The 22,781-nt window shown below is 59.6% G+C and carries 18 protein-coding genes and 4 pseudogenes; 9 read left to right on the top strand and 13 right to left on the bottom strand.

The annotated features are described in order from the left end of the window. Window positions 1–7 precede the first annotated feature (7 nt). From hydA to AB4Z25_RS12345, 9 genes are all read right to left on the bottom strand, one after another. A complete protein-coding gene (gene hydA / locus AB4Z25_RS12385; RefSeq protein WP_112540166.1) occupies window positions 8–1,441 on the bottom strand; it encodes a dihydropyrimidinase in 1,434 nt (477 codons plus the stop codon). Then, window positions 1,438–2,697 carry an MFS transporter gene (locus AB4Z25_RS12380; protein ID WP_112540164.1) on the bottom strand — a complete coding sequence of 420 codons (1,260 nt, stop codon included), beginning with the start codon at window positions 2,695–2,697 and terminating at the stop codon, window positions 1,438–1,440. Before AB4Z25_RS12380 ends, hydA begins: the two co-directional genes overlap by 4 nt. Window positions 2,698–2,700: 3 nt before the next feature. Further along, entirely contained in the window at window positions 2,701–4,755 is a 2,055-nt protein-coding gene (locus AB4Z25_RS12375; RefSeq protein WP_442208109.1) for a dipeptide ABC transporter ATP-binding protein, read from the bottom strand. Window positions 4,756–4,787: 32 nt separating this feature from the next. Then, window positions 4,788–5,663: an ABC transporter permease gene (locus AB4Z25_RS12370; protein ID WP_112516706.1), complete on the bottom strand. Its 876-nt coding sequence runs from the start codon at window positions 5,661–5,663 to the stop codon at window positions 4,788–4,790. Between the two features lie 3 nt (window positions 5,664–5,666). Further along, complete coding sequence (locus tag AB4Z25_RS12365; RefSeq protein WP_112540162.1) at window positions 5,667–6,680, bottom strand: ABC transporter permease; 1,014 nt, start codon at window positions 6,678–6,680, stop codon at window positions 5,667–5,669. Window positions 6,681–6,751: 71 nt separating this feature from the next. Beyond that, complete coding sequence (locus AB4Z25_RS12360) at window positions 6,752–8,422, bottom strand: ABC transporter substrate-binding protein (protein ID WP_112540160.1); 1,671 nt, start codon at window positions 8,420–8,422, stop codon at window positions 6,752–6,754. 163 nt (window positions 8,423–8,585) lie between these two features. Next, window positions 8,586–9,650 carry a GlxA family transcriptional regulator gene (locus AB4Z25_RS12355; protein ID WP_442208108.1) on the bottom strand — a complete coding sequence of 355 codons (1,065 nt, stop codon included), beginning with the start codon at window positions 9,648–9,650 and terminating at the stop codon, window positions 8,586–8,588. A gap of 318 nt (window positions 9,651–9,968) precedes the next feature. Then, a complete protein-coding gene (locus tag AB4Z25_RS12350) occupies window positions 9,969–10,094 on the bottom strand; it encodes a helix-turn-helix domain-containing protein (RefSeq protein ID WP_442208339.1) in 126 nt (41 codons plus the stop codon). A 12-nt stretch (window positions 10,095–10,106) separates the two neighbouring features. Beyond that, complete coding sequence (locus AB4Z25_RS12345) at window positions 10,107–10,637, bottom strand: nitrogen fixation protein FixK (protein WP_162698814.1); 531 nt, start codon at window positions 10,635–10,637, stop codon at window positions 10,107–10,109. A gap of 536 nt (window positions 10,638–11,173) precedes the next feature. On the opposite strand from AB4Z25_RS12345, the gene AB4Z25_RS12340 reads away from it, so the two are divergent. Next, a complete protein-coding gene (locus AB4Z25_RS12340) occupies window positions 11,174–11,776 on the top strand; it encodes an SOS response-associated peptidase family protein (RefSeq protein ID WP_442208107.1) in 603 nt (200 codons plus the stop codon). Window positions 11,777–11,932: 156 nt separating this feature from the next. Here AB4Z25_RS12340 and AB4Z25_RS12335 read toward each other — a convergent pair whose 3' ends face one another. Beyond that, a complete protein-coding gene (locus AB4Z25_RS12335; RefSeq protein WP_162698813.1) occupies window positions 11,933–12,250 on the bottom strand; it encodes a hypothetical protein in 318 nt (105 codons plus the stop codon). A 396-nt stretch (window positions 12,251–12,646) separates the two neighbouring features. Between AB4Z25_RS12335 and AB4Z25_RS12330 the strand changes: the two genes are divergently transcribed. Next, entirely contained in the window at window positions 12,647–15,205 is a 2,559-nt protein-coding gene (locus AB4Z25_RS12330; protein ID WP_112540158.1) for an excinuclease ABC subunit UvrA, read from the top strand. A gap of 188 nt (window positions 15,206–15,393) precedes the next feature. On the opposite strand, the gene AB4Z25_RS12325 is transcribed toward AB4Z25_RS12330, so the two are convergent. Next, complete coding sequence (locus AB4Z25_RS12325) at window positions 15,394–15,699, bottom strand: putative quinol monooxygenase (RefSeq protein WP_112389548.1); 306 nt, start codon at window positions 15,697–15,699, stop codon at window positions 15,394–15,396. Window positions 15,700–15,988: 289 nt separating this feature from the next. Then, window positions 15,989–16,411: a hypothetical protein gene (locus AB4Z25_RS12320; RefSeq protein WP_162698812.1), complete on the bottom strand. Its 423-nt coding sequence runs from the start codon at window positions 16,409–16,411 to the stop codon at window positions 15,989–15,991. Between the two features lie 66 nt (window positions 16,412–16,477). On the opposite strand from AB4Z25_RS12320, the gene AB4Z25_RS12315 reads away from it, so the two are divergent. Further along, window positions 16,478–16,750 carry a hypothetical protein gene (locus tag AB4Z25_RS12315; protein WP_162698811.1) on the top strand — a complete coding sequence of 91 codons (273 nt, stop codon included), beginning with the start codon at window positions 16,478–16,480 and terminating at the stop codon, window positions 16,748–16,750. Between the two features lie 854 nt (window positions 16,751–17,604). Here AB4Z25_RS12315 and AB4Z25_RS12310 read toward each other — a convergent pair. After that, window positions 17,605–18,113 (bottom strand): annotated as a pseudogene (locus AB4Z25_RS12310) (DUF6428 family protein). 42 nt (window positions 18,114–18,155) lie between these two features. Here AB4Z25_RS12310 and AB4Z25_RS12305 point away from each other — a divergent pair. The 6 genes and pseudogenes from AB4Z25_RS12305 (at window position 18,156) to chrA (ending at window position 22,770) form a co-directional block, all read left to right on the top strand. Next, window positions 18,156–18,512, top strand: a complete 357-nt coding sequence (locus tag AB4Z25_RS12305; protein ID WP_112540156.1) for a metalloregulator ArsR/SmtB family transcription factor — start codon at window positions 18,156–18,158, stop codon at window positions 18,510–18,512. Then, a pseudogene (locus AB4Z25_RS12300) lies at window positions 18,509–19,018 on the top strand (arsenate reductase ArsC); the annotation flags it as partial. The gene AB4Z25_RS12305 and the pseudogene AB4Z25_RS12300, both read left to right, overlap by 4 nt. Beyond that, complete coding sequence (arsN2, locus tag AB4Z25_RS12295) at window positions 18,992–19,450, top strand: arsenic resistance N-acetyltransferase ArsN2 (protein ID WP_442208338.1); 459 nt, start codon at window positions 18,992–18,994, stop codon at window positions 19,448–19,450. The pseudogene AB4Z25_RS12300 and the gene arsN2, both read left to right, overlap by 27 nt. Before the next feature lie 5 nt (window positions 19,451–19,455). Beyond that, window positions 19,456–20,415: pseudogene (gene arsB, locus AB4Z25_RS12290) on the top strand (ACR3 family arsenite efflux transporter); the annotation flags it as partial. A gap of 1 nt (window position 20,416) precedes the next feature. Continuing rightward, window positions 20,417–21,556 (top strand): annotated as a pseudogene (gene arsK / locus AB4Z25_RS12285) (arsenite efflux MFS transporter ArsK); the annotation flags it as partial. Continuing rightward, complete coding sequence (chrA, locus tag AB4Z25_RS12280; protein WP_442208106.1) at window positions 21,553–22,770, top strand: chromate efflux transporter; 1,218 nt, start codon at window positions 21,553–21,555, stop codon at window positions 22,768–22,770. The pseudogene arsK and the gene chrA, both read left to right, overlap by 4 nt. The last annotated feature ends 11 nt before the right edge of the window (window positions 22,771–22,781 follow it).

Here is a 22,781-nt window from a genome sequence, read left to right as displayed (position 1 = left end):
GGCGCCGTCATGATGCGAGAACCTTCGAAAGCCCCTGCTGTGGCGGAAAGGAGCGTTCTCTGGCAACGAACCGGCCGCGGCCGGGTTCAGTCAGAATCTTTCCGTCATCCCAGACGATGTCGCCGCGCGAGATCGTCATAATCGGCCAGCCTTTGACGACCTGCCCTTCATAGGGCGTGTAGTCGGTGGCGTGATGCAGCAGCGAATTGGTGATCGTTACGCTGCGATCCGGATCCCAGATCGCGATGTCGGCGTCCGCGCCGGTGACAATGCTGCCCTTGCGCGGAGCAAGCCCGAACAGCCGCGCCGGAGCGCCCGACGTCAGATCGGCGAATTTCTGCAGCGAGATCAGGCCGCCATTCACACCCGCCGAAAACAGAAGGGCAAGCCGCGTTTCGATGCCCGGAATACCGTTCGGAATACGATGGAACGGTGTCCCCGGCCCGCCTGCGATCTTGTCCGCATAGTGCCAGGGCGAATGATCCGAGGTGAAAACCTCGAGCGTCCCGTCCAGGATGCCTGCCCAGATCGCCGGCTGGTTCGACTTGTCGCGCGGCGGCGGCGTGCAGACGCATTTGGAGCCAGACAGATCGTGCGTGTCGATATCTTCGGCCGAAAGGAAGAGATATTGGGGGCAGGTTTCAGCGTAGATCGGCAGGCCGCGGGCTTTGGCGCGGCGGATTTCCTCGACAGCGCCCCCGGCTGCGACATGGCTGACGAGGATCGGCGTCTCGATCAGTTCCGAAAGGCTGATCGCCCGGAAGGTCGCTTCACGGTCGCCGATCGCCGAATGCGCCTTTTCGTGGTAACGCAGTTCGGTCTTGCGGGCGGCAATGAATTTTTCGGTCAGCCAGCGGATGCAGGCGTCATTTTCCGCATGCACCATGACCATCGCGCCTTGTGCACGAGCGAGATCGAGAACGTTTAAAACCTCGTAATCATCGAGCTTCAGCCCGTCGTAGGTCAGATAGATCTTGATCGAGGTGCAGCCCTCGGCAATCAGCTGAGGGATCTCGTTGCGCAGGACCTCCGCCGAGGGATCACCGACGATCAGATGAAAACCGTAGTCGATATGTGCTTTCGGGCCGGCACGCTGATGATAATCGTCGACAATGTCGCGCAGCGACTGGCCGCGCATCTGCATGGCAAAAGGTACGACGGTTGTCGTGCCGCCGCACATCGCCGACAGCGTGCCGGTGTTGAAGTCGTCTGCGGTCGCCTTGCCCTCCCAAGGTTGCTGATCCATGTGGCAATGGCTGTCGACGCCGCCGGGCAGCACGATACGCCCCTCTGCCGCGACTTCATTCTTGCCCTCGGGCAGATCCGGCTCGAGCGCGGCAATCACACCGTCACGAATGCCGATATCGATCTGCTTTGTCGCGTCCGGCAGCACCACACGGCCACCACGGATGACGAGGTCAAAAGGCTTCGTGAACGTCATTCGCTTCCTCCCGGGACGAGGCAAGTTTTGGTGGCGCCGATCGGACGGCGGATGAGATTGAAGCAGGCGGCCGCGGCAACCAGGAAGGCTCCGCCCCCAAGCAGCAAAAAGAGCGCCTGTGGTGCAAACAGCTCCATCAGCTGTGCGGCAAGCCCGGGGGTCATGATGTTGCCGATCGAATAGAGCAGCAATAGGCTGCCCGATGCCGAGACCATATACCGGCTGTCGAGCTGCGAGTTGGCATAGGCGATGCCGACAGGATAGATCGTCAGTGCAATTGCGCCATAAGCGAAGAACAGGCCGTAGAGCAGTGTCTGCGAATAGGTGCCCGGCCATGAGATGGCCGCGCACAGTCCCGCTCCAGTCAACCCCTGGATCAGCAGCAGAACGCGCCGATCCATGCGGTCCGACAGCCATCCGACCGGCGCCTGCGCCAGCATGCCGCCGAGACTGAAGGCGGTTACCAGCGTCACCGCGACGGACGCGTCGAGTTTGATGCGCTCCGCGTAAATCGGCGTCATCGTGTAGACATTCATGTTGGTCATGCCTGCCTGGAACACGCAGACGACGGTGACCGGCGCGAGAGCGGCGAGCCGCCAGATGCCGTAGCGATGTCCGGAATGGGCATTGCCGGCTTCGACAGTGACAGCCAAAGGCAGTCGCAACGCAGGCCACGGCCTGCCGACGAAGCGGGCATAGAACAGTCCGAGCAGAATGACGCCGAGACCAAGCTGAAAGAGATAGGGAGAGGCTGCACCGGCCGCCTCGACAAGCAGTTGCGCAAACAACGTCGCCAGCGACGTCATCAGCATATAGAGCGAGAAATAGGCTCCACGGTTCTTCTGATCAGCATAAAGGTTGATCCAGCTTTCGGAGACGACGAAGAGCGTTGCGATCGAAAAGCCGTTTATCAGCCGCAGGCAGAACCACACTGGAGCCGCTTCCGTCAGCATGTAGCCGGCAGAGCCCAGCGCGGCGAGAAATGCGACGATATGGAAGGCGATCTCATGCCCAAATCGGACAACCAGGAAGCGGGCTGACAGGCAGCCTCCCAGAAAGCCGATCGGAAACGCCGTCAGCAGCAACTGGACGACGTGCGGATCGAGCGCGGGATCGCTGAGATGCAGCGACACCGTCGTTGTTAGAAGCGAATTACCGGTGGCAACGATGCAGATGCTTGCCATCACATGGACGATCGCACGCAGGCCCGCGGCGCTTCGCCATAACTTGCCGATCGTTCCGTCGGGCTCGTGCATTGCTTATGCCTTTCCGGCCTGGGGAAAAACGGAGGCCTGGGCGGCGAGAGCTGCCTCGTCGATATGACACAGGATCTCATGCGTGCCGGACATCTTGCGGAGCGGCGGCGCAACCGTGTCGCAGATGCTGCCAAGCTTGCGGTGGCACCGCGTCGAGAAGCGGCAGCCGGCTGGCACGTTGACGGGGCTTGGTGTCTCGCCGGACAGGTGAATGCGCTCGCGCGGCAGTTCGTCCAGATGCGGGCTGCGGATAGCGGAAAGAAGTGCCTCGGTATAGGGATGCGACGCACCGCCGAACACTTCCTCAACGGTCCCCTGCTCCATGATCTTGCCGAGATACATGACGACGACCTTGTCGGCGACATGACGAACCAGTGCCAGATCGTGGCTGATGAACAGCATCGTCGCATGCTTCTCCCGCTGAATGTCGAGCAGAAGGGTGACGACTGCCGCCTGAACCGAGACGTCGAGCGCGGAAACCGGTTCGTCGGCTACGATCAGCGAGGGCTCGGCCGCAAAAGCGCGGGCAATGGCAATGCGCTGCTTCTGGCCACCGGAAAGCTGGCTCGGCTTCCGCTCCGCGACTGCCGGAGACAGCCGCACCATTTCCAGAAGCTCGCGCACACGCTGCTCGATCTCGGCCTTGCCCTTGCGGATACCGAACTTCTTGATCGAACGGCGAATGGAGAAGGCGGCGGAATGCGACGGATTGAGCGTGCTGTCGGGATTCTGGAAGATCATCTGAACCTGTTGCAGCAACTCGCGCGGGCGCTCACCGGCCTGCAGTTCGGCAATATTTTCGCCGGCCATTCGGATTTCGCCCGACGTCGCCTTGTCGAGACCCGTGACAATGCGTGCCAGCGTCGATTTCCCGCAGCCGGACTCGCCGACCAGTGCGACGATCTCCGCCTTTGCCGCTTCGAAGGTGACCGCTTCGTTAGCCTTGACGAACTTATGATGGCCGACAGGATAGAGACGGCTGACGTCGGACAAAGCTATCGCGGTCGATTTCTCAATGACCGTTCTCTCGACAGGGGCTAGCGCCGCCTCCGTCGTGGAGATCTCAGGCCAGCGGACGCATCGCACCAGATGGTCGTCGGCCGCGCGCTCCATGGCGAGTCCGGGGCGATCGCAAAGACCGGAAACGAAACTGGAACAGCGCGGCCCGAACAGACAGCCTTGCGGCCGTTCCTGCGGCAGCGGGATCGAGCCCGGGATAGCCGCCAGCGTGCGGGTGCGCTTGTCGCCTGTGATGTCGGGGATGCAGTCGATAAGACCGCGTGTATAAGGGTGTTTCGGCCGGCGGAACACCTCTGAAGTGGTTCCCTCTTCAACCATTTGGCCGGAATACATGATACCCAGACGATCGCAGCTTTCCGCGATCAGGCCAAGATTGTGCGAGATGAACAGCAGGCTGGTGGAATAGCGCTGGCGCAGTTCGGCAATCAGGTCGATGACCGCAGCCTCGACGGTGACATCGAGACCGGTCGTCGGCTCATCGAGCAGCAAGAGGGACGGCTTGGCGAGCAGTGCCATGGCGATGACCACGCGCTGCTGCTGGCCGCCGGACAGTTGATGCGGATAACGCCGCGTCATCTCGCCGGGATCGGGCAAACGCACATCTGAAAGCATCGCCTCGGCCATGGCCAAAGCGTCTTTCTTGCTCGCGCCCATATGCAGCAGGGGGACCTCCGCAAGCTGCGCACCGATTGTCTTCACCGGGTTCAGCGCGCTCATCGGGTCCTGATAGACCATGGCGATCTGGCGCCCGCGGATGGAGCGCAATTCCTTCGCAGATGCGTTGACCAGTTGCTTGCCGTTGAAACGGATGCTGCCGCCGGCAATCACACCGGTATTGCCGAGATAGCTCATGATCGCCATCGCCGTCGTGCTCTTGCCGCAGCCGGATTCTCCAACCAGGCCATAGCTCTCCCGGGGCATGACTTTGAACGACAGATCGGGGATCGCGACCACCGTCTCGCTCTTGCCGCGGAACTCGATACGCAGGTTCTGAATGTCGAGAACCGGTTCAGGATCGATCGATGGGGTGATGGACATGGCCGCTCCTTGGAGATTGGACGCGATGACGTTCATGGTTTCCATGCCTCCCGCACGCCATCGGCAAGCAGATTGAAGCCGAGGACGAGGCTGACGAGCGCAGCCGACGGGATAAGCGACATGTGCGGCCAGACATTCAAGACAGTCACGCTCTCCTTGACCATTCCGCCCCAATCCGGGTTCGGTGGCGGCAGGCCGAGGCCGAGGAAGCCGAGAATACCGATGGTGATGATCGTGTAACCGATGCGAAGACAGGCATCGACAATCAGGAGGCTGCGGCAGTTCGGCAGCAATTCGACGATCATGATGTAGAGCGTACTTTCCGCCCGCAGCTTTGCCGCCGAGATATATTCCTGCTGTTTCAGACCGAGCACCAGGCCGCGGGTGATGCGGCCGATACCCGGCGCCGAGGCAATCATCGTCGCGATGACGATATTGAGGACCGATGGGCCAATATTGGCAATCAGGATGACGTAGATGACCAGGACCGGGAAGGCGAGGATGATGTCGGAGAAGCGGCTGATGAGAACGTCGACCCAGCCACCGTAATAGCCTGCAACCATCCCCATCGTGATGCCGACGACCATCGCGACCGCGACAGACAGAGGCGCGACGGAGAGAACGGTGCGGGCACCGAAGATCAGCCGCGACAGCATATCTCGGCCAAGAATATCGGTTCCCAGCCAGTGGGCCGCCGAGGGATAGGGATTGCCCATCGCCATCACGTCGGAATCCGTCGGCGACGGCAGCGGCAGGATGGGCGCCAGAAGGGCCGCGAGCACCCAGAAGAGAACCAGACAGAGCCCGACAACAGCCGTGGGCGAGTGCAGGATGCGCATCCAGTTCGCCCGTGCGGCTCGCCTCGGCGGCGCGATGACTGCCCCGGTGATATTGTCTTGAACAGCCATGATTTACCTCACCCGGATGCGTGGATCGAGCAGCATGTAGCCAAGGTCGCCGAGCAGCTGCGTGATGACGGCGATCGCGACGGTGATCAGCGTGGCGGCCTCAAGCGTCGCGATATCGCCGAACAGGCTTGCGTCGAGGATGAGACGGCCGAAACCCGGATAGGCAAAGACGAGTTCGGTGACGACAACGCCGCTGATCAGGAAGTTGATTTGCAGCAGAAGCACGGTGAAGGGCGCGATCATCGCATTGCGAAGCGCGTGGCCGAGGACCATCCGTCGTGTGCTCATGCCCTTGAGGATTGCCGTGCGAATATACGGCCGCTCCATGACGCCGATCATCGAGACGCGGATCATGCGGGCCACATAGCCGAAGTCATAGATGACGAGGACCGCGACGGGCAGCACGAACTGGTAAGGCACTGCCCAGCCGCCATCGCTGTTGAGCGGGCTGGTGCCCGGCAGTATCGGCCAGAGGATGACGAAAAGCGTCACCAGGAAGACGCCTGAGGCAAATTCCGGAATAGAGGTGAAGGTGATGCAGATGACCGAGAGTGTCCTGTCGAGCACGCCGCCCTCTTTCAATCCCGAAAGGATACCGAAGACGATCGATAGCGGCACGATCAGCAGGAATGCCAGCCCGGCGAGGATAGCGGTATTGCCGAGGCGATCCCAGATGACGTCATTGACGGGCAGCTTGTTCAGCGTCGAATAACCGAAGTTACCGAAATACTGGGCACCGCGCGGGTCCGTGAAGTTCAGGCCGGTGGCCGGATCCTGAAGCGGATCGGGGACTGCGCCGACGAGTACGCCGAGCCAGCGGCCGTAGCGTACGAGCAACGGATCATTGGCCTTCAGTTTCTGCGACAGCAGGTCGACCTGCTGCTGGGTGGCGAAAGGACCAAGCGACTTGCGTGCCACGCTGCCGGGAGTGAACTCGCAGACGGCGAACACGAGAAACGAAGCACAAAGCATCGTCACCACCATCATCGCCAAACGCTTGAGAAGAAAATTCGCCATAGCCGGAGCAATCCGAATGTCCGGGCCCAGTGCCCGACCGCGCGAACGCGGCCGGGTCGCCAGCCGGGAGGTTAAGCCGAGATCGCGTACTGGTGCGCGAAGATGTACTGCGAAGGATGGAGCTCGAAGCCCTTGACCTTCTTGTCCATGACGGTCGAAAAGACACGCCAGAAAGGCTGAACGATCGGCCCGTCGTCCTGCATGATCGCCTCGATCTTCGCCATCACCTTGCTGCGTTCCTTCGGGTCGAGAATGCCTTCGGCCTCGGTCAGCAGCTTGTCGAAATCCGCGTTGGAATAATTGGATTCATTCCATGCGGCGTTCGAGCGGTAGGCGAGCGACAGCGTCATGATTGCCAGCGGCCGGTGCCCCCAGGCCGTCAGGCTGAACGGCGACGTCGTCCAGACTTCCCAATACTGGGCGCTCGGTAGCGCCTTGATATTGACCTTGACCCCGATGTCCTTGAACTGTTCGGCAAGGACCTGGGCCGTATTGAGTTCCCAGATCGGGTCCGGGCGCGTCGTCATGTCGAATTCGAAACCGTCCGGATAGCCCGCATCGGCAAGAAGCTTTTTGGCCTTCTCGACGTCGCGCGGATATTTCGGAAGTGCCGCGTATTCGGGATGCGAGGGCGCGACATGGTGATCTTCGGCTGGAACGCCAGCGCCGAGAAGTGCTGTCTGAATGACCTTGTCGCGGTCGATCGCATAACGCATGGCCTGGCGAATGCGCTTGTCCTTGAACTGCTCGATATCCGGGTGCATGCGGGCGACGACCGTCTGCGTCGTCTCGACCTGATAGACGCCGACATGCGGGAAGTTCTTCATCGCGTTGATCTGGACCGCATCGGCCTCCGACAGGCCATCGACCTGCTTGGAGGCCATGGCGGCTATACCGGCACCGGGATTGTCGCCGAGGTCGACATATTCGAAGGTGTCGAGATAGGGACCTGTGCCCCAGTAATCGCTGCGAGCCTTGTACTTGGCACCCTTGCCAACGACATATTCGGTAATGGCGAAGGGACCCGTGCCATTCGCATCAGCGCCGAAGGCACCTTTTTCTTCCGGATCGATGATGAACATCGGGTAGTGATAGAGGTGCTCGGGCACGGCGATCTGCGGCGAGGAACAGTTGAGGCGAACGGTGTGATCGTCGACCTTCTCGATGGCGTTGTCGGCCCAGAGCTTGCTCGACTTCTTCGGGTTGCCCTTCTCGTCCTTTTCGCCAGTTTCGTATTCCTGGACGAGGTAGCCGGTGAAGAGGCCGAGCATCGATGAACCGATTGCCGGGTCGCAGACACGCTTCAAATTCCAGACGACGTCGTCGGCCGTCAGAGGACGGCCCTTGCGCCACTTCACATCCTTGCGAAGGTGCAGCGTCCATGTCTTCAGGTCGTCGCTCACTTCCCATTTTTCTAGAAGATAGGGATGCGTGATGTTGTTGCGGTCGGTCAGGGTGAGATACTCGCAGACCTGACGGATGACGTTCGACTTCTCGGCGAAGTCGGCCAGATGCGGATCCTTGATTTCCATGCAGCGCATGCCGATGCGTAGGTTGCCGCCCTTCGGCATGTCGTCTGCCAGAGCGGCGTCGCCGGGCATCGCCAGACCGGCCAGAGAATAGGCAGTTGCGGCAGACACGCCGAGCAGCGTCGCTTTGCGAAGAAATTCGCGTCGCCCGATCACGTCGTTCGACATCTGTTCGACCAGGGTCGGGATATAGGAATGCTGATTGTTGTCCACTGCAGTGGTCTCCTGTTGGCGCCTAGCTGTTCCAAATCTTATCGGTTGGCCCGCAGGCAGTCGTCGCCTGACTGGGCCTGCAGGCTTTTGCCCGTCGACCGTTCCGTCGTCAAAAAAAGTAAGACTAGGTTACCCTACATTATATGCACCGATGCGACGTCTTCTATGCGTCAATCGACATAGTGCGCAAGGTGAGCCGCTCACGCTGCTTCTCAGCGCGCCGCGTGGCCACCGGGCTCTCTTTGAAAAGCCGGCGATAGAAGCGGCTGAAGTGCGAAGCGGATTCGTAGCCGCAGATCTCTGCGATCTCCGCCACGGAGAGCTCCGTATCGACAAGCAACTCTCTGGCACGTCCCATGCGCAGATCGATATAGAATTGCGACGGGCTTTTCCCGAGTGATGCGCGAAATAGACGTTCGAGCTGTCGAAGGGAAAGTGCGACACTCTCTGCAAGTCCAGATATTTCGACCGGGTCGCCAAGCGTCGCCTCCATGCGGCGAACGACGAAGCCGAGCTTGGCATTCTTGATGCCGAAGCGATCCTCCGGCGCCATGCGCTGCACATCGTCCTGCCTTCGAATCCGCGGATGGTTAAACTGATCCGAAATCAGCGATGCAAGTCCGTGGCCTTCGACGGCGGCGATCAGATATAGCATCATGTCGAGAGTGACCGTGCCGCCCGAGGACGTCAGAAAGCGTCCGTCGATGGCAAAAATATCGTCCGTCGCAAAACAGTTGGGAAATTCGCTGCGGAAGCTTGCCAGCGATTCCCAATGAACCGCGCATCGGCGGCCCTCGAGCAACCCGGCCTTGGCGAGAAAAAAGACAGCCGTGCTGACAGCGCCAAGTATGCAGCCTTCCGAATAGATTCGGCGCAGCCACGCGAAGATATTGCTGTCATATGCGTCTGAGTAGTTGATACCAGCGCAGAGGATGACGACATCGCATCGCGGAGCTTTGCTGATAGCCGCATCGGCATCGAAGCCAAGTCCGCTGCTGGAGCGGACATGTAATCCGTCGAAAGAGATGAGCACCCACTCGAAGCGCTGGGCCTTTGCCAATCGGTTCGCCTGCCTTAGCGAGTCGAGAGCCGCAGCGAAGGTCATCAGTGGGAAGTTCGGAACGAGATAAAACCCGATCCGCACTGGCCGGTCGCCCGGCGCTAAATGCTTAAGCGAGGAGGTTTGATCGTTCATCGAGGCTATATTAACCGAATAGTGGCAAACCACTTAACCGATCACCCATTGTAATCGCTTCTCCCAGTTTGGCGCCGCAAACCTATTACAACTTGTGCGGACCATAGGGTCCGAGTGGAACTATTGCACATAAAGCGGACTGTCGGAAGCACTGTCGGAGGACTGGGTAATGAGATGTGCTGCCGACATCCGGCAATCTACCATGGGTGGCCTTTCCTTGTAGAGCGATGGGGGATTGTTGGAAGTGCCGTAATTCCGCGAGCTCTAGCGCATGCCCGCGATATCACCATTAGCTTTGCGGCAGTTGACAGCAAGCCCCAGGGCAACGGATGAAACGGCTCGCATGGGAGATCAATCTTGAGGGACGGCAACATGCCTAGAGGAGATCATGCGGCGCAGGCCCTGTAGCGAGATTACGCCGCGTTCCTGCAGGTCCGTGAAGGCCCTGCAGACTGTCTCGGCGGAGATCCCCAAAATGTCGGCGATATCCTATCGCGAGATGGGCAGCGCGAGACCGTTGCACGTCCCCGCTGAGAGACGTCGGTGAAAGTAGAACAGGAATTCCCGGACCTTTTTCTGTGCCGTCATCGTGGTGGTCACCAGAAGTTGCTCCTGCAACCGTTCCAGCGCTTCCACGATTTGGATTCTGATTTCGATTGCCGTCTCCGCGTCCTCATCGGCGAGAGCCTCTACACGGTGGCGCGGGTAGCAGGCGATCAGTGTCCCTTCGGCGACGGCCTGGACAGCGAATCTGTGAAGGAGACGGGCCGTAACCAGAAGAGATCTCCCGGCAGGTAGATATCGACAAGCTGCCGGCGCCCGTCGGTACGCATCAGATATTTGCAGGCTGCCCCCCGAAACGACACGGTACCAGGTGTCGGTGCGCTCTTCTTGGACGTAAATGTCCTGCTCGCGGCGGAAGGGGCGAAGGTGGGACAGGGCCCGGAGCCTTGGCGGCTCTGCCGTCAGCACTTCTGGTAGGCGATGCAGGGCCATAGGAGTTTCCAGAGCGTCAACCATTATAAGTCCCCTTTTCTCGACGATGCGGAAGGCTTGATATCCGCCCTGCTTGTTCGAAAGGAAATTAGGGACCTCTCCGTACCGTAAAATCCCTTAATCTACCGACATGATTATCTCCCTGATGCTGACGGACGTCAGTGCAGCCCTGAAATTCAGTGGTATGCAACAAGGCTCATGTTCTTCACGTTGTGGCGATAGTGTGCGAAGATCTCTTTCCGGGTCCTGCCCGAAACGGCAACCCGACAGCACGTGTCGCGACATGCGTTGATCAGTCGAGCCTTGAAAACACCCTGCAGGGATCGAGTACGCTCTGCGTGATCCGTAGCGGCTCTTGGCCGCCCCGGAAGGATCGTCCGATGTCGTCGGGCCGACCCCAGGGTATCGGCTGTCCTAGATCGAGTGTCAGCGTGCGGAGGAGCAGCGTCCCTTGCTGACGGCGGACGTCGAAGTCACCAAGCACGACTGAGCGTCAGCACAGCTTTAACCGGTTCTCACGGAGATACTCCGTGAAGAATCCTAAATGATCGGGTTTGACGATGTGCAGCGAATACGAACAACGCATTTGCTACGCCGAATACAGCAATGTGATGCAAGATCTGGCGCTTGGGATCCCGCCACGACAATCGGAACTGGATTTGGCGCCGCGTGCCCAAATCAAAATCGGCGATATGGGTGCCGTAATACGCTGTGTGGGCGACAATACTGTCGAGCTAGTACAGATGAAGTTCGGTTTTCCGCCGGCCAGGAAGCACGGTCCAGTATTCAACATTCGATCGCAAGGAAAAAGTTTCAGCGATGGTCATCGGTGTCTCATTCCGGCTAGCGCATTCTTGGAGTCTACCGGAAGAAGGCGTTCGAAGGGCAAATATCGCTTTGAGCTCGTTGGCGCGCCATTTATGGCCATCGCCGCGATCTGGCGGCCCGGCGGGAAAAGCCAGCCTTCGGCCTTCGCGATGTTAACGACACACCCCGGGTTTGATGTGAAGCAGTTCCATAATCGACAAGTCGTCGTCCTCCGACCGAGTGATTGGAAGGCATGGCTTGACCTTGAAAGGTCCCCAGCTGAGTTATTGCAGCCGCTATCACGGGGCTCGCTGAAGGTGGAGGAAGCCAAGCCGCCCGAGTTTGGATCGAGCTAGCTTCTTGTGCGTCAAGCGATAGCCGACGCCTCGGATCGTCGTGATGGCGCAACTCGCGACATCGAGTTCTGCAAGCTTGCCGGTAACCGGCTCAGTGTCCAGTCGAAAGTGGGTGCCGTTCAACCTGAAAATTCTGCGTTCCTAAATAACGTTTTATCATCGAGGGCATATTGCCACCCAGTGGACTGTGCATGCCCACTGATTGTAAGTAACTACCCCTTGGACGATGGCACTCATAGCCACCAATGCGGCGGCTGTTATCCCGACAAAAACGTACACCTTTTGCCCGAAAGTTAAGACAATAGGCTTCGCGTTGACTTGCTTTCCCTGCCAATAAAACCCGCCGTGCTTGTTCATGCCCAGACAATCCAGTTCATCCATCCCGATTTTCCGCACGCCCTTAGGCCAATAGTTGACGGCGGGCCATCGCAGGGGCACTTCTTCCATTCCATGTGGTTCGTCATCGTCCGCCACGAAGCTTCCTCCACCTCTTTAAATCGCGACAGAGACTAGACGGAACACATTACGGTCGCCTCGTAGCACTGAGGGACAAGATGGGCAGAGTCTGCCCCAAAGTTGATGCCCGTGGGTGACGTGTCCCTCGGGATGCGAGGGATGGCATCACCGACTTCGGAGCGGATCAAACCTTCAGCCTAGGGTGCCATTTTTGTGACCGTCATCTCAAGGTCCATGCCAAAAAGTTGTTCCTGTACGCATTCGTGAGCAACAATAGGGTGTTTGACGGTCGTCGTAGTTGACGACCGTCAATTTGTGTCCAAAGTCTCGGGACTATCCTTGCGGCGCGACGCTCTCCGCTAAGTGCAGGATCTCATGAACAATCTCCGTCCGACGTGCAATGCGGGAAATCCAATGCCGAATCGACCAATCGACAATGCTGTGGAGGCGACCGAAAAGCTTCAAGGCATCGTTCGCGTGCGAGGTGCACGAGAACATAACCTTAAAAACGTCGACGTCGACATCCCGCGGGACGCGCTCGTCGTCTTCACGGGCGTCTCCGGTTCCGGAAAATCCTCGCTCGCATTCAGTACCCTCTACGCCGAGGCCCAGCGCCGGTACCTCGAATCCGTGTCTCCCTATGCTCGCCGTCTCTTCACCCAGATGAGCGTACCAGACGTCGACCAGATCGAAGGCCTCCCACCCGCTGTCGCCCTGCAGCAGCAACGCGGATCGCCAACGGCACGCTCCTCGGTTGGAAGCGTGACGACAATCTCGAACCTCCTTCGGATGCTGTATTCGCGGGCGGGCACATATCCGCCGGGCCAACCGCACCTCGATGCAGAGTCGTTCTCGGCGAACACGCCGGAGGGTGCCTGCCCGCAATGCCACGGTCTCGGTCGCGTACACGAGGTGACCGAGGCGTCCATGGTGCCAGATCCCTCGCTGACTATCCGCGAGCGCGCAGTTGCGGCATGGCCATTGGCATGGGGCGGGCAAAACCTCAGAGACATCTTGATCACGCTTGGCATCGACGTCGACCGGCCGTGGCGGAAGCTTCCAGAGAAGATCCGCCAATGGATCCTATTCACGGACGAACAGCCGGTCGTCCCGGTCTATCCGGGTCTCACGCGTGATCAGGTGAAGCGTGCCATGGCACGGAAGGACGAGCCCTCCTACATGGGCACCTTTTCCAGCGCCCGACGACATGTCACCCATAGCTTCGCGACGACGCAGAGTGCAATGATGAAGAAGCGGGCTGCCCGCTACATGACCAGCAGCACCTGTCCGCTCTGCGAGGGCAAGCGGCTGCGGAAAGAGTCACTCTCGGTGAGGTTCGAGGGCCTCGACTATGCAGAAATGAGCAGACTGCCGATGGCGAGGTTTTCCAACATCTTCGCACCTTATGCGGATGCCGATGCCAGGAAGCTTAAGACCATGCGGAAAGAACATCCGGAAAAAGCCATGATCGTCCAGCGGATCGCAGCAGACCTCTGCCGACGGATGGATGTCCTTCTCGATCTCGGCCTTGGCTATCTCACGCTTGAGCGGAGCACGCCGACCCTGTCTCCGGGCGAGCTCCAGCGGCTTCGCCTGGCGACACAGGTCGCTTCAAACCTCTTCGGCGTCGTCTATGTCATGGATGAGCCCTCTGCAGGCTTGCACCCGGCCGATACCGAAGCGCTGTTGCGGGCGCTCGACGGGCTGAAGGCGGTCGGAAATTCGCTGTTCGTTGTGGAGCACGAGCTCGACGTCGTCCGCCACGCGGACTGGATCGTCGACGTGGGTCCGGCAGCCGGCGAGCTGGGCGGGGAGATCCTCTACAGCGGCCCACCGGAAGGTCTGCGGAAGGTCGAGCGATCGGAGACCGCCAGGCATCTTTTTGCGGAAGCCGGCAAACCGGCTGGACGTCGGACAGAACCGGATGGATGGCTTCGCCTATCCGGCGTCACAAGAAACAATCTCCGTGATGTGGATTGCAAATTTCCGCTGGGAGTCATGACGACGGTGACCGGTATCTCTGGGTCTGGCAAGTCGAGTCTGGTCAGCCAGGCGCTCGTCGAGCTTGTCGGCGAGGCACTTGGCGTTCCTGTTCGTGTGGTAAACGATGCTGAGGACGAGGCCGCCTTGGAGATAGAGCCGGGGACGCCGACGCAGGGCAGGATCGAAGGTGGGCTCGACAAAATCCGGCGCCTCATAGAGGTCGACCAGAAGCCGATCGGCCGAACGCCCCGGTCCAACCTCGCGACCTATACCGGGCTCTTCGATCATGTTCGCTCGCTGTTCGCCGCCACACGGGAAGCGAAGAAGCGTAATTACGACGCCGGTCGGTTCTCCTTCAATGTCGCCAAGGGCCGCTGCCCGCGATGCGAGGGAGAAGGCTTTGTCATGGTCGAGCTACTCTTCCTGCCAAGCGTCTATGCCCCGTGTCCAACTTGCCACGGCACCCGCTACAACCCGCAAACTTTGGAGATCCGGTACCGGGGCAAGAACATCTCGCAGGTCCTGGGACTGACCGTCGCGGACGCCTCGGACTTCTTCGACGACGCTCCGAGCGTACGGGCATCCCTGAAAGTTTTGCGCGAAGTAGGCTTGAGCTACCTCAGGCTTGGTCAGCCTGCAACCGAGTTCTCTGGGGGCGAAGCACAGCGCATCAAGCTGGCGACGGAATTGCAACGTGCCCAAAAAGGTGGCGCGCTCTACGTGCTGGACGAGCCGACGACCGGTTTGCATCCTTCGGATGTCGAGCGGCTGCTCGCACAGCTCAATGCGTTGGTCGAGACCGGCAACACGGTGATTGTCGTCGATCACGACATGACCCTCGCTGCGGCCAGCGACTGGGTCATCGACATCGGGCCAGGTGCCGGAGATGAAGGCGGCCGGATCGTCGCAAGCGGAACACCGGAGCAGGTTGCCCTTGCAGGAAATAGCCGGACAGCACCTTATCTCAAGCGCCTTCTCTCGCCCAACTGACAATCAAGTCAATCGAGACCATCAGCTTAAAGGTCGTTGCGCTTCAAGCAAATGCCGTTCGGGTCGCGCTGTCAAGCTCATGCAAACAGGTATCATTCCGGGTAGCGAGCGTCGGCAGCATCGAAGCCGCGCACTTGGCAGACTGAGAGCTATGCCTCATTTTCGTCAGTACTTTGAGGTTCTGGCGCTCATGGCCGCTTGTCGGCGAGGATAGCCAACTTATGGATCTGTGGCGGCTTGGCAAACAGGTCTCCTGCCTCTGCCTTGGCCATCAAGGCCGCAGCGACTTGGCCATTTAAGTGAGCATCTCTTCCATCCTCGTCGTCAAACGTATCGAAGATCGCAAACGAACTCGGACCTTCCTGGATCGCATACCAGGAAATCGTGCCTGGCTCGGCGTTGACGAGAGGTATGGCTGATCTTAGGAAATCGGCGACCTCCTGTTCCTTGCCGGGTTTTGCTTCAAGCGGAACGTAGAGCGCGAATTTGGTCATGACCATCTCCATGGGCACCTGATCGTGCCGCAAGCTGCTATACCACGTTTAGCCGCCGAATGTTTCGAGATAGGGCAAATAAAAGAAGTCCATAGGAAAGCACGGGTTGATCTAAGATGGCGACCCCCTCGGAATGGTTGGGTCGGCACTGTCTCGGCCAAAGGCGATGAGGAGATCGGCAAGTATCTCGCTGAAGCGATGGAAAAGGTCGGCAATTAAGGCCTGGACCTCAATACTACCGTATAAGCACCGGTGCGATTGCAGGGCTGCAAGCCGACCACGGGTGAGATTACCCTTTTTTATCGCGATCCACGTGATGTTTTGCATTTGCTGCCTGAGCCTCATCCTCTGTTTGTTGATGTTGCTCATCCGCATGTTTCCACTCTTCAACCCCTGGCGCAGCCCCGTCTTCGTTGCCAGGTGTTGGCCCGGGTCCATCTCGTTTCTTACTGTCATCCATCTCATCACTACCTTTAAACCAACCACGCTGCCGTCCGAACTCCCACAGCCCCGCATAGTTCCCCGGCGTGAACCAAGAGTCCCCGTTGTGCGGTGCCGGCGCGTTAACCGGCGAATTGGTCACCAGAACAATTCGTACCAATAGCGGTTCGCTGCTGGGTTTTCTTTTTAGTCGCAACTTCATTAGATGGACGGCGGCACTCTTTGCCCGTCTGAATGCTACCCAGCGACTGCAGACATAAACGCCCGTCAAGTTCTCCCTAGGCGAGCCTTTTTGTGTGTCGGAGGCAAGTGTATATTGGTGACGGGAGGCGTCGAGATGGCATCGGGAATAGATCATGTGGCCCACGGGTGGGCTTTGCTCGCGATACGACTTCCGGAGCTTCGTCCGCTTGCAACAGAGCGCCGCCGCGTTGCCGAGCTGTGCGAATGTTACAGCATCGCGGTGCTGCACTTGCGCAAGCTTGCACCCGATTCCAAGTACATCGGTGAATATGAGGATATGATCTCCGGCATCGAGCTCGAAGTATCCGTCTACCTTGAGCAATTTGCCGGCATAAGCGCTGGGCGCGGGCTTCCAAGCGATCCGTAGCCACTGTCTCATGACGGCGGCAAACCAAATCCATGCAATAGGCGCGATGCAAGCGTCCGACACCTCGGCGATTACGAGCAGGCTACTAACGCCCCTCCGAGCGTCTTAATCCGTTTCACTCCTCGATCGTCGGCGCGGCGACCTCCGCATGGTTCTTTTTTATGTGTTCATCCAAGGGCTGCAATCTGATCCCGCCGTTGCGCCTCGACCTGTCCGCTAATCGTCAGCAGCGGCGGTAGCGCTCTCTACCGCTTCAAAGTTCCGTCAAACAGACCGGGGTCCGAGATCGCTTACAAGTGTCCAGATTGACCAGCGCTACGTCGCAACAGAGGAGCAGTCCGGAACGCGGCGGATCGTGGATACGGCGACTGGGCTTCCTGCGGCAACAAACGGCAGAGAGTTCGTCCAGCTTACTGCAAAAGACGTGGAACCGCTGGCGGCCTCCTCCAAAACCGACGCGCCGGATGACGGGGGCGGCCCGTGCTCTGTGCTCCTGTGAACGAGCGCCTTAACGAGATATGAAGCCATCGACACGTGAATAGGCTGATGAGCGGTCCCAATGGTTGCCGAGATTGCATCAATTTCTGAACCGAACCCGCAACTGGGCTGCGACGGGCGGAAATGGAGATACCGCAAGAACGTACGGGTGAAACTGATATCGTGGTTTCTCGCTGACTTTCGGGTTTGGTGGAGCGATACATCCCCTGTCCATGGTTATGCGGTTCTTCCTCAATTCCTGTGATCCAGCGGCATCATTCTCGCCCTCATTAGTTCCGGGCCGGCGCGACCGTACATTGCTCCTTCAATACCTTGAGGCGGTTGATTTGGCCCGGATTTAATCAACACAGTCAAATCTAAATGCAGCACGCTGCCCCGCAGCAAGTGGATTGAGCAGGCTCCGCAGCAAGCCAGCGATCACGCGGCTTGCAACTAGCCGCGCGCGGCGACAGTTCGACATGCTGTGCGCCATCGCGAAGCCTTGGTATGCCGGCGCAATAGAGCGACATTGCCCGCACACCGTCGCTGACCTCGAATGTCAGCTTGGCGGATCCGTCCAGCTTCAGATGCCCCGAGGCGCCTTGCAGATGATGGCCGAAAACTTTCCGCCCGGCATGTGAGGTCGATCGTCCTCATCAATGTCCCACAGTTGGACGAAGATCTCCGACCATGCTTCCGGGTTTGCACCGCAGTCCAGTGCCGAGAAATGTCCGGCCTTGACCTCCGTCACATGGTAGCCCGCCTTCACCGGGTGCCCATCGTAGTGGAACACCAGATGCACGTCCTTGGCGCCGGCCAGTGTGTCGAGAAGGAAACCCAAGCTGATGTCTTCGGAAGAAATTCTGCTGTTGTCGATCGCGTTTATTTGCGGTAATCCTCGTTTCAACTATTCAAGGATGATTGAAATATGGACCAGCGTCAAGCCCTCGGTGCGTTCGCCGCCCTCTCTCAGGAGACCCGTTTGCAGATCGTCCGCATCCTGGTGGTCGCTGGGCCCGATGGGATGGCGGCCGGGGCATTGGCCGAGAAGGTCGAGGTCTCGCCGTCGAATATCTCGTTCCACCTAAAGGAACTCGAGCATTCCGGGCTGATCGCTGCGCAACGACAATCCCGCTCGATCATCTACACCGCGAACTATGAAGCTCTGAGCGGGCTGGTGCGCTTCCTGATGGAAGACTGCTGCTCAGGTCATCCCGAAATCTGCGCGCCGGCCGCCGAGGTTGCCGCCTGCTGCGCTCCAACGGCCAATGAGAACCTGCAATGACTGCCGACCGCGTTTATAATGTGCTCTTTCTCTGCACGGGCAATTCCGCACGCTCGATCCTGGCGGAATCCATCCTCAATACCGAGGGAAAAGGCCGCTTCCGCGCCTTCTCGGCTGGCAGCCATCCGAAGGGACAGGTCCATCCCTGGGCGCTGAAAACTCTGGACGCGCTTGGCTATCCCACGACCGGATTCAGCTCGAAAAGCTGGGATGTCTTTGCCGAGGCGCATGCCCCGCAGATGGACTTCATCTTCACCGTCTGTGACAACGCGGCGGGGGAAGCCTGCCCGGTCTGGCTTGGCCATCCGATGGCCGCCCATTGGGGTGTCGAGGACCCTGCTGCGGTAGAGGGTTCCGATATTGAGGTTGGCCGCGCCTTTGCCTTGGCGGCACGCTACCTCAAGAACCGTATTACCCTCTTCATCAACTTGCCGATCACCTCGATCGACAAGTTGGCGCTCGAAACTCAACTCCGTCAGATCGGTGCGACCGAAGGCGCCACCTCGCCGACGCTCCTTCCGTTAACCGGACATGAAGACGCACTCCGCAGCGCGCTCGAAAATGCCGACCTTCCAACGGATGATCTTGACGACGCAGGGCGAACATTCTTCCGGATTGCCCGTGGCGTCGATACGGTGGGCTATGGTGGATATGAGTTGCATGGCGACAATGCGCTGCTGCGGTCGGTGGTGATCACGCCTGACAACCGTCACAGGGGCCTGGGCCGTCGTGCGACTGACCTTTTGCTGCGACGCGCCTATGCGGACGGCGCACGCACGGGCTACCTTCTGACCACGAACGCCGCTCCCTTCTTCGAAACCCTCGGCTTCAGGCCGATAGACCGTGCGACGGCGCCGGCCGCAATTTTGCAGACCCGTCAGGCGGCCAGCCTTTGTCCCGCGTCAGCAGTGCTGCTCGCCAAGCCATTGCAGGGATAGCAACGATGTCCTCATTTGAACGCTATCTAACGGTGTGGGTATTTTTATGCATCCTTGCAGGCATCGCCCTTGGTCACTTGATGCCGGATGTCTTTCAGGTGATCGGCGCCGCCGAAGTCGCCAAGGTCAACATTCCCGTCGCCGTGCTGATCTGGCTGATGATTATCCCGATGCTGGTCAAGATCGATTTTGCGGCTCTGAGCCAGGTCGGCCGGCATTGGCGCGGTATCGGTGTGACGCTGTTCATCAACTGGGCAGTCAAACCCTTCTCGATGGCGCTGCTGGGCTGGCTGTTCATCGGTTATCTGTTCCGGCCAATGTTGCCGGAGGTGCAAATCGATTCCTATATCGCCGGTCTGATCATCCTTGCCGCGGCACCCTGTACGGCGATGGTGTTCGTCTGGTCGAACCTGACCAAGGGCGAGCCCCTCTTCACGCTTTCGCAGGTCGCGCTGAATGACGCGATCATGGTGGTGGCGTTCGCGCCGATCGTCGGCCTGCTGCTTGGTCTTTCCGCCATCACCGTGCCATGGGCGACGCTGGTATTCTCGGTGGTGCTCTACATCATCCTGCCGGTGATAGTCGCCCAGATCCTGCGCCGCAGCCTGCTTGCTTCCGGATCATCGGCATCCCTCGACCGTCTGCTGAAAACACTACAGCCACTATCGTTGGTGGCGCTCCTTGCCACGCTGGTGCTTCTGTTCGGTTTCCAAGGGGAGCAGATCATCGCCCAGCCGACCATCATCGCCTTGCTGGCGGTGCCCATCCTGATCCAGGTCTACTTCAACTCCGGTCTTGCCTATCTGCTGAACCGGGTGTCAGGCGAGCAACATTGCGTCGCCGGTCCGTCGGCCTTGATCGGCGCCTCGAACTTCTTCGAACTGGCGGTCGCCGCAGCAATCAGCCTGTTTGGCTTCAACTCGGGCGCGGCACTTGCAACCGTCGTCGGCGTTCTCATCGAGGTGCATGGCACGGGATCTGAACTGGTCGGCGGAATGGATATTCGGTGCGCTTTCGGCGGCACTTCTCCTGGGCGGACTGAGCGCGCCGTGGCTGGGCAGGGCGATAGACCACTTCGGCGCGGGCCGCGTGATGACGGCTGGTTCCGCAATTGCCGCTTCGGCCCTTATCGCCTGCGCTTTCGCGCCCGGCAAGATTGCCTTCGTCGCGGCGTTGATCGTGATCGAGATCGCCGCAAACCTGGTGCAGTACGGCGCAGCCTTCGCGCTGCTTGTCCAGATCCGGCCGCAGACCGCCCAACGCAGCATCACTTATCTGACCTTGATCGCTGGATTTGCTTCAACAATCTTCTGGCCCATCACCACGACGCTGCATGCCCATCTCTCCTGGCAAAACATCTATATCGTGTTCGCCGGACTCAATCTCCTGATCTGCCTGCCTCTCCATGCCTGGCTTTCCCATGGGCTTGCCAAGGGCCGCCGAAAGGAACAGAGCGGATCGGTAACCGTCGTTGACGGGGCTTTGCGTCCGGACGTCAGACGCCTTGGGTTTATTGTGATGGTCGCCGGTTTCTCGTTGCAGTCGCTCGTTAGCGCGGCAGTGTTGGTCCATATGGTGCCGCTATTGTCGGGCCTCGGTCTGGGCGCCACGGCTGCAACAGTCGGCACACTGTTCGGCCCGTCGCAGGTTTTGAGCCGGTTCACGAACATGGTGCTCGTCGGCAATCTGCCGCCACTGGCTTTGGCAACGATCGCCGCGGCGCTCATTCCGGGTGGCGTGCTGATCTTGATCCTCACGGCGCCATCTGTGACCGGAGCGATGGCTTTTGCGATCGTCTTCGGTCTGGGCAACGGCCTGTTCAGCATCGTCACCGGCACCCTGCCGCTGACGCTGTTTGGCAGCGAGGGCTATGGCAGATTTCAGGGTAAGGTTATGGCGGCGAGGCTCATAGTCTCTGCGACCGCACCGTTCGCCCTGGCGTTTGCCATGGCCAATATAGGCGCAACCTCGTCGCTCGCGATCACAACGGGGCTCGGCGCACTTGCAATTCTGGCGTTTCTGACGATCGCGAGACTGGCAAATAAAGGCCCGGCGGCTGTCAGGATCCAACTGAGAGAACTCAAGGGCGAGGCAGGAGCAGAATGACAGACAGCACGAGCACGGCCCAGACTCAAACGCCTGCCGGCACGCCCGCAGAAGTCTTTCTCACGTTCCTGAAGCTCGGCCTCACATCATTCGGCGGACCGATTGCTCATCTCGGGTACTTCCGGGAAGAACTCGTGCACCGACGCGCTTGGCTTTCCGATCACGCCTATGCCGATCTGGTCGCCCTTTGCCAATTCTTGCCGGGTCCAGCATCCAGTCAGGCGGGTTTTGCTTTAGGCATGATGCGCGCGGGCTGGCTAGGGGCCCTGGCGGCCTTCACGGCCTTCACCTTGCCATCTGCGCTGATCCTGTTGGTGTTTGCCATGTCTGCTGCAAGCATTTCGGGGCCGGTCGGCACGGGCGCGCTGCATGGCCTGAAGATCGTCGCAGTCGCCATCGTGGCGCAGGCCGTCTGGGGCATGGCGAAGAACCTCTGTCCGGATAAAGAACGAGCGGCAATTGCGGTCGCGGCCGTGGCGGTGCTCGCATTCATGCCGGGAGCCTTCGGCATGGTGAGTGCGATCCTGATTGGCGCAGGCGCGGGGCTGGCACTTAGCCGCGGCACTGGCACACCAGTGAGTGGCCATGTCACAATGCCGGTGTCCCGACGGGGTGCGGCTGCGGCACTCGTCGCTTTTTTCGGACTGCTTGTGATTCTGCCTCTGCTCGCGAAATACGGCCAGGCATTCGCTGTCGCTGATAGCTTCTACCGCGCCGGTTCACTCGTGTTCGGCGGTGGCCATGTAGTCTTGCCTCTTCTCGAGGCCGAAGTCGTGCAACCTGGGTGGGTATCCCCCGATGCATTCCTGGCAGGCTATGGTGCCGCACAGGCGGTCCCTGGGCCGCTGTTCACCTTTGCGGCCTACCTCGGCACTGTACTTGGACCGCAGCCGAATGGCATGGTTGGCGCAGTAATCGCACTGCTCTCCGTCTTCCTGCCAGGATTTCTGATTCTCATCGGCGTACTGCCCTTTTGGGACCGGTTTCGCTCGTTGGCGACAGCGCAGTCGCTTATGCAAGGAGCAAACGCTGCGGTTGTCGGCATCCTCGGCGCTGCCCTCTATTCGCCAGTATTCACAAGCGCCATCGGCAACATGCGTGATTTCACGCTGGCCCTCTTCTGCTTTGTACTTCTGATGTCGTGGAAGCTTCCGCCGTGGCTTGTTGTCGTTGTGGCTGCGGTTTGCGGCGTAGGACTGGCTCTGATTTCTTGAGAATGCCCAAC

It is taken from the genome of Rhizobium sp. RAF36 (assembly GCF_052114105.1).
GTDB lineage: Bacteria > Pseudomonadota > Alphaproteobacteria > Rhizobiales > Rhizobiaceae > Rhizobium.
The sequence above is the reverse complement of the archived record's forward strand: the minus strand, read 5'-3'. Positions and strand labels throughout refer to the sequence as shown.

Bases quoted from the DNA above. Each gene is read 5' to 3' on its own strand.
- hydA (WP_112540166.1), bottom strand. From the start codon at position 1,441: ATGACGTTCACGAAGCCTTTTGACCTCGTCATCCGTGGTGGCCGTGTG.
- AB4Z25_RS12380 (WP_112540164.1), bottom strand. From the start codon at position 2,697: ATGCACGAGCCCGACGGAACGATCGGCAAGTTATGGCGAAGCGCCGCG.
- AB4Z25_RS12375 (WP_442208109.1), bottom strand. From the start codon at position 4,755: ATGTCCATCACCCCATCGATCGATCCTGAACCGGTTCTCGACATTCAG.
- AB4Z25_RS12370 (WP_112516706.1), bottom strand. From the start codon at position 5,663: ATGGCTGTTCAAGACAATATCACCGGGGCAGTCATCGCGCCGCCGAGG.
- AB4Z25_RS12365 (WP_112540162.1), bottom strand. From the start codon at position 6,680: ATGGCGAATTTTCTTCTCAAGCGTTTGGCGATGATGGTGGTGACGATG.
- AB4Z25_RS12345 (WP_162698814.1), bottom strand. From the start codon at position 10,637: ATGGTTGACGCTCTGGAAACTCCTATGGCCCTGCATCGCCTACCAGAA.
- AB4Z25_RS12340 (WP_442208107.1), top strand. From the start codon at position 11,174: ATGTGCAGCGAATACGAACAACGCATTTGCTACGCCGAATACAGCAAT.
- AB4Z25_RS12330 (WP_112540158.1), top strand. From the start codon at position 12,647: ATGCCGAATCGACCAATCGACAATGCTGTGGAGGCGACCGAAAAGCTT.
- AB4Z25_RS12325 (WP_112389548.1), bottom strand. From the start codon at position 15,699: ATGACCAAATTCGCGCTCTACGTTCCGCTTGAAGCAAAACCCGGCAAG.
- AB4Z25_RS12315 (WP_162698811.1), top strand. From the start codon at position 16,478: ATGGCATCGGGAATAGATCATGTGGCCCACGGGTGGGCTTTGCTCGCG.
- AB4Z25_RS12305 (WP_112540156.1), top strand. From the start codon at position 18,156: ATGGACCAGCGTCAAGCCCTCGGTGCGTTCGCCGCCCTCTCTCAGGAG.
- chrA (WP_442208106.1), top strand. From the start codon at position 21,553: ATGACAGACAGCACGAGCACGGCCCAGACTCAAACGCCTGCCGGCACG.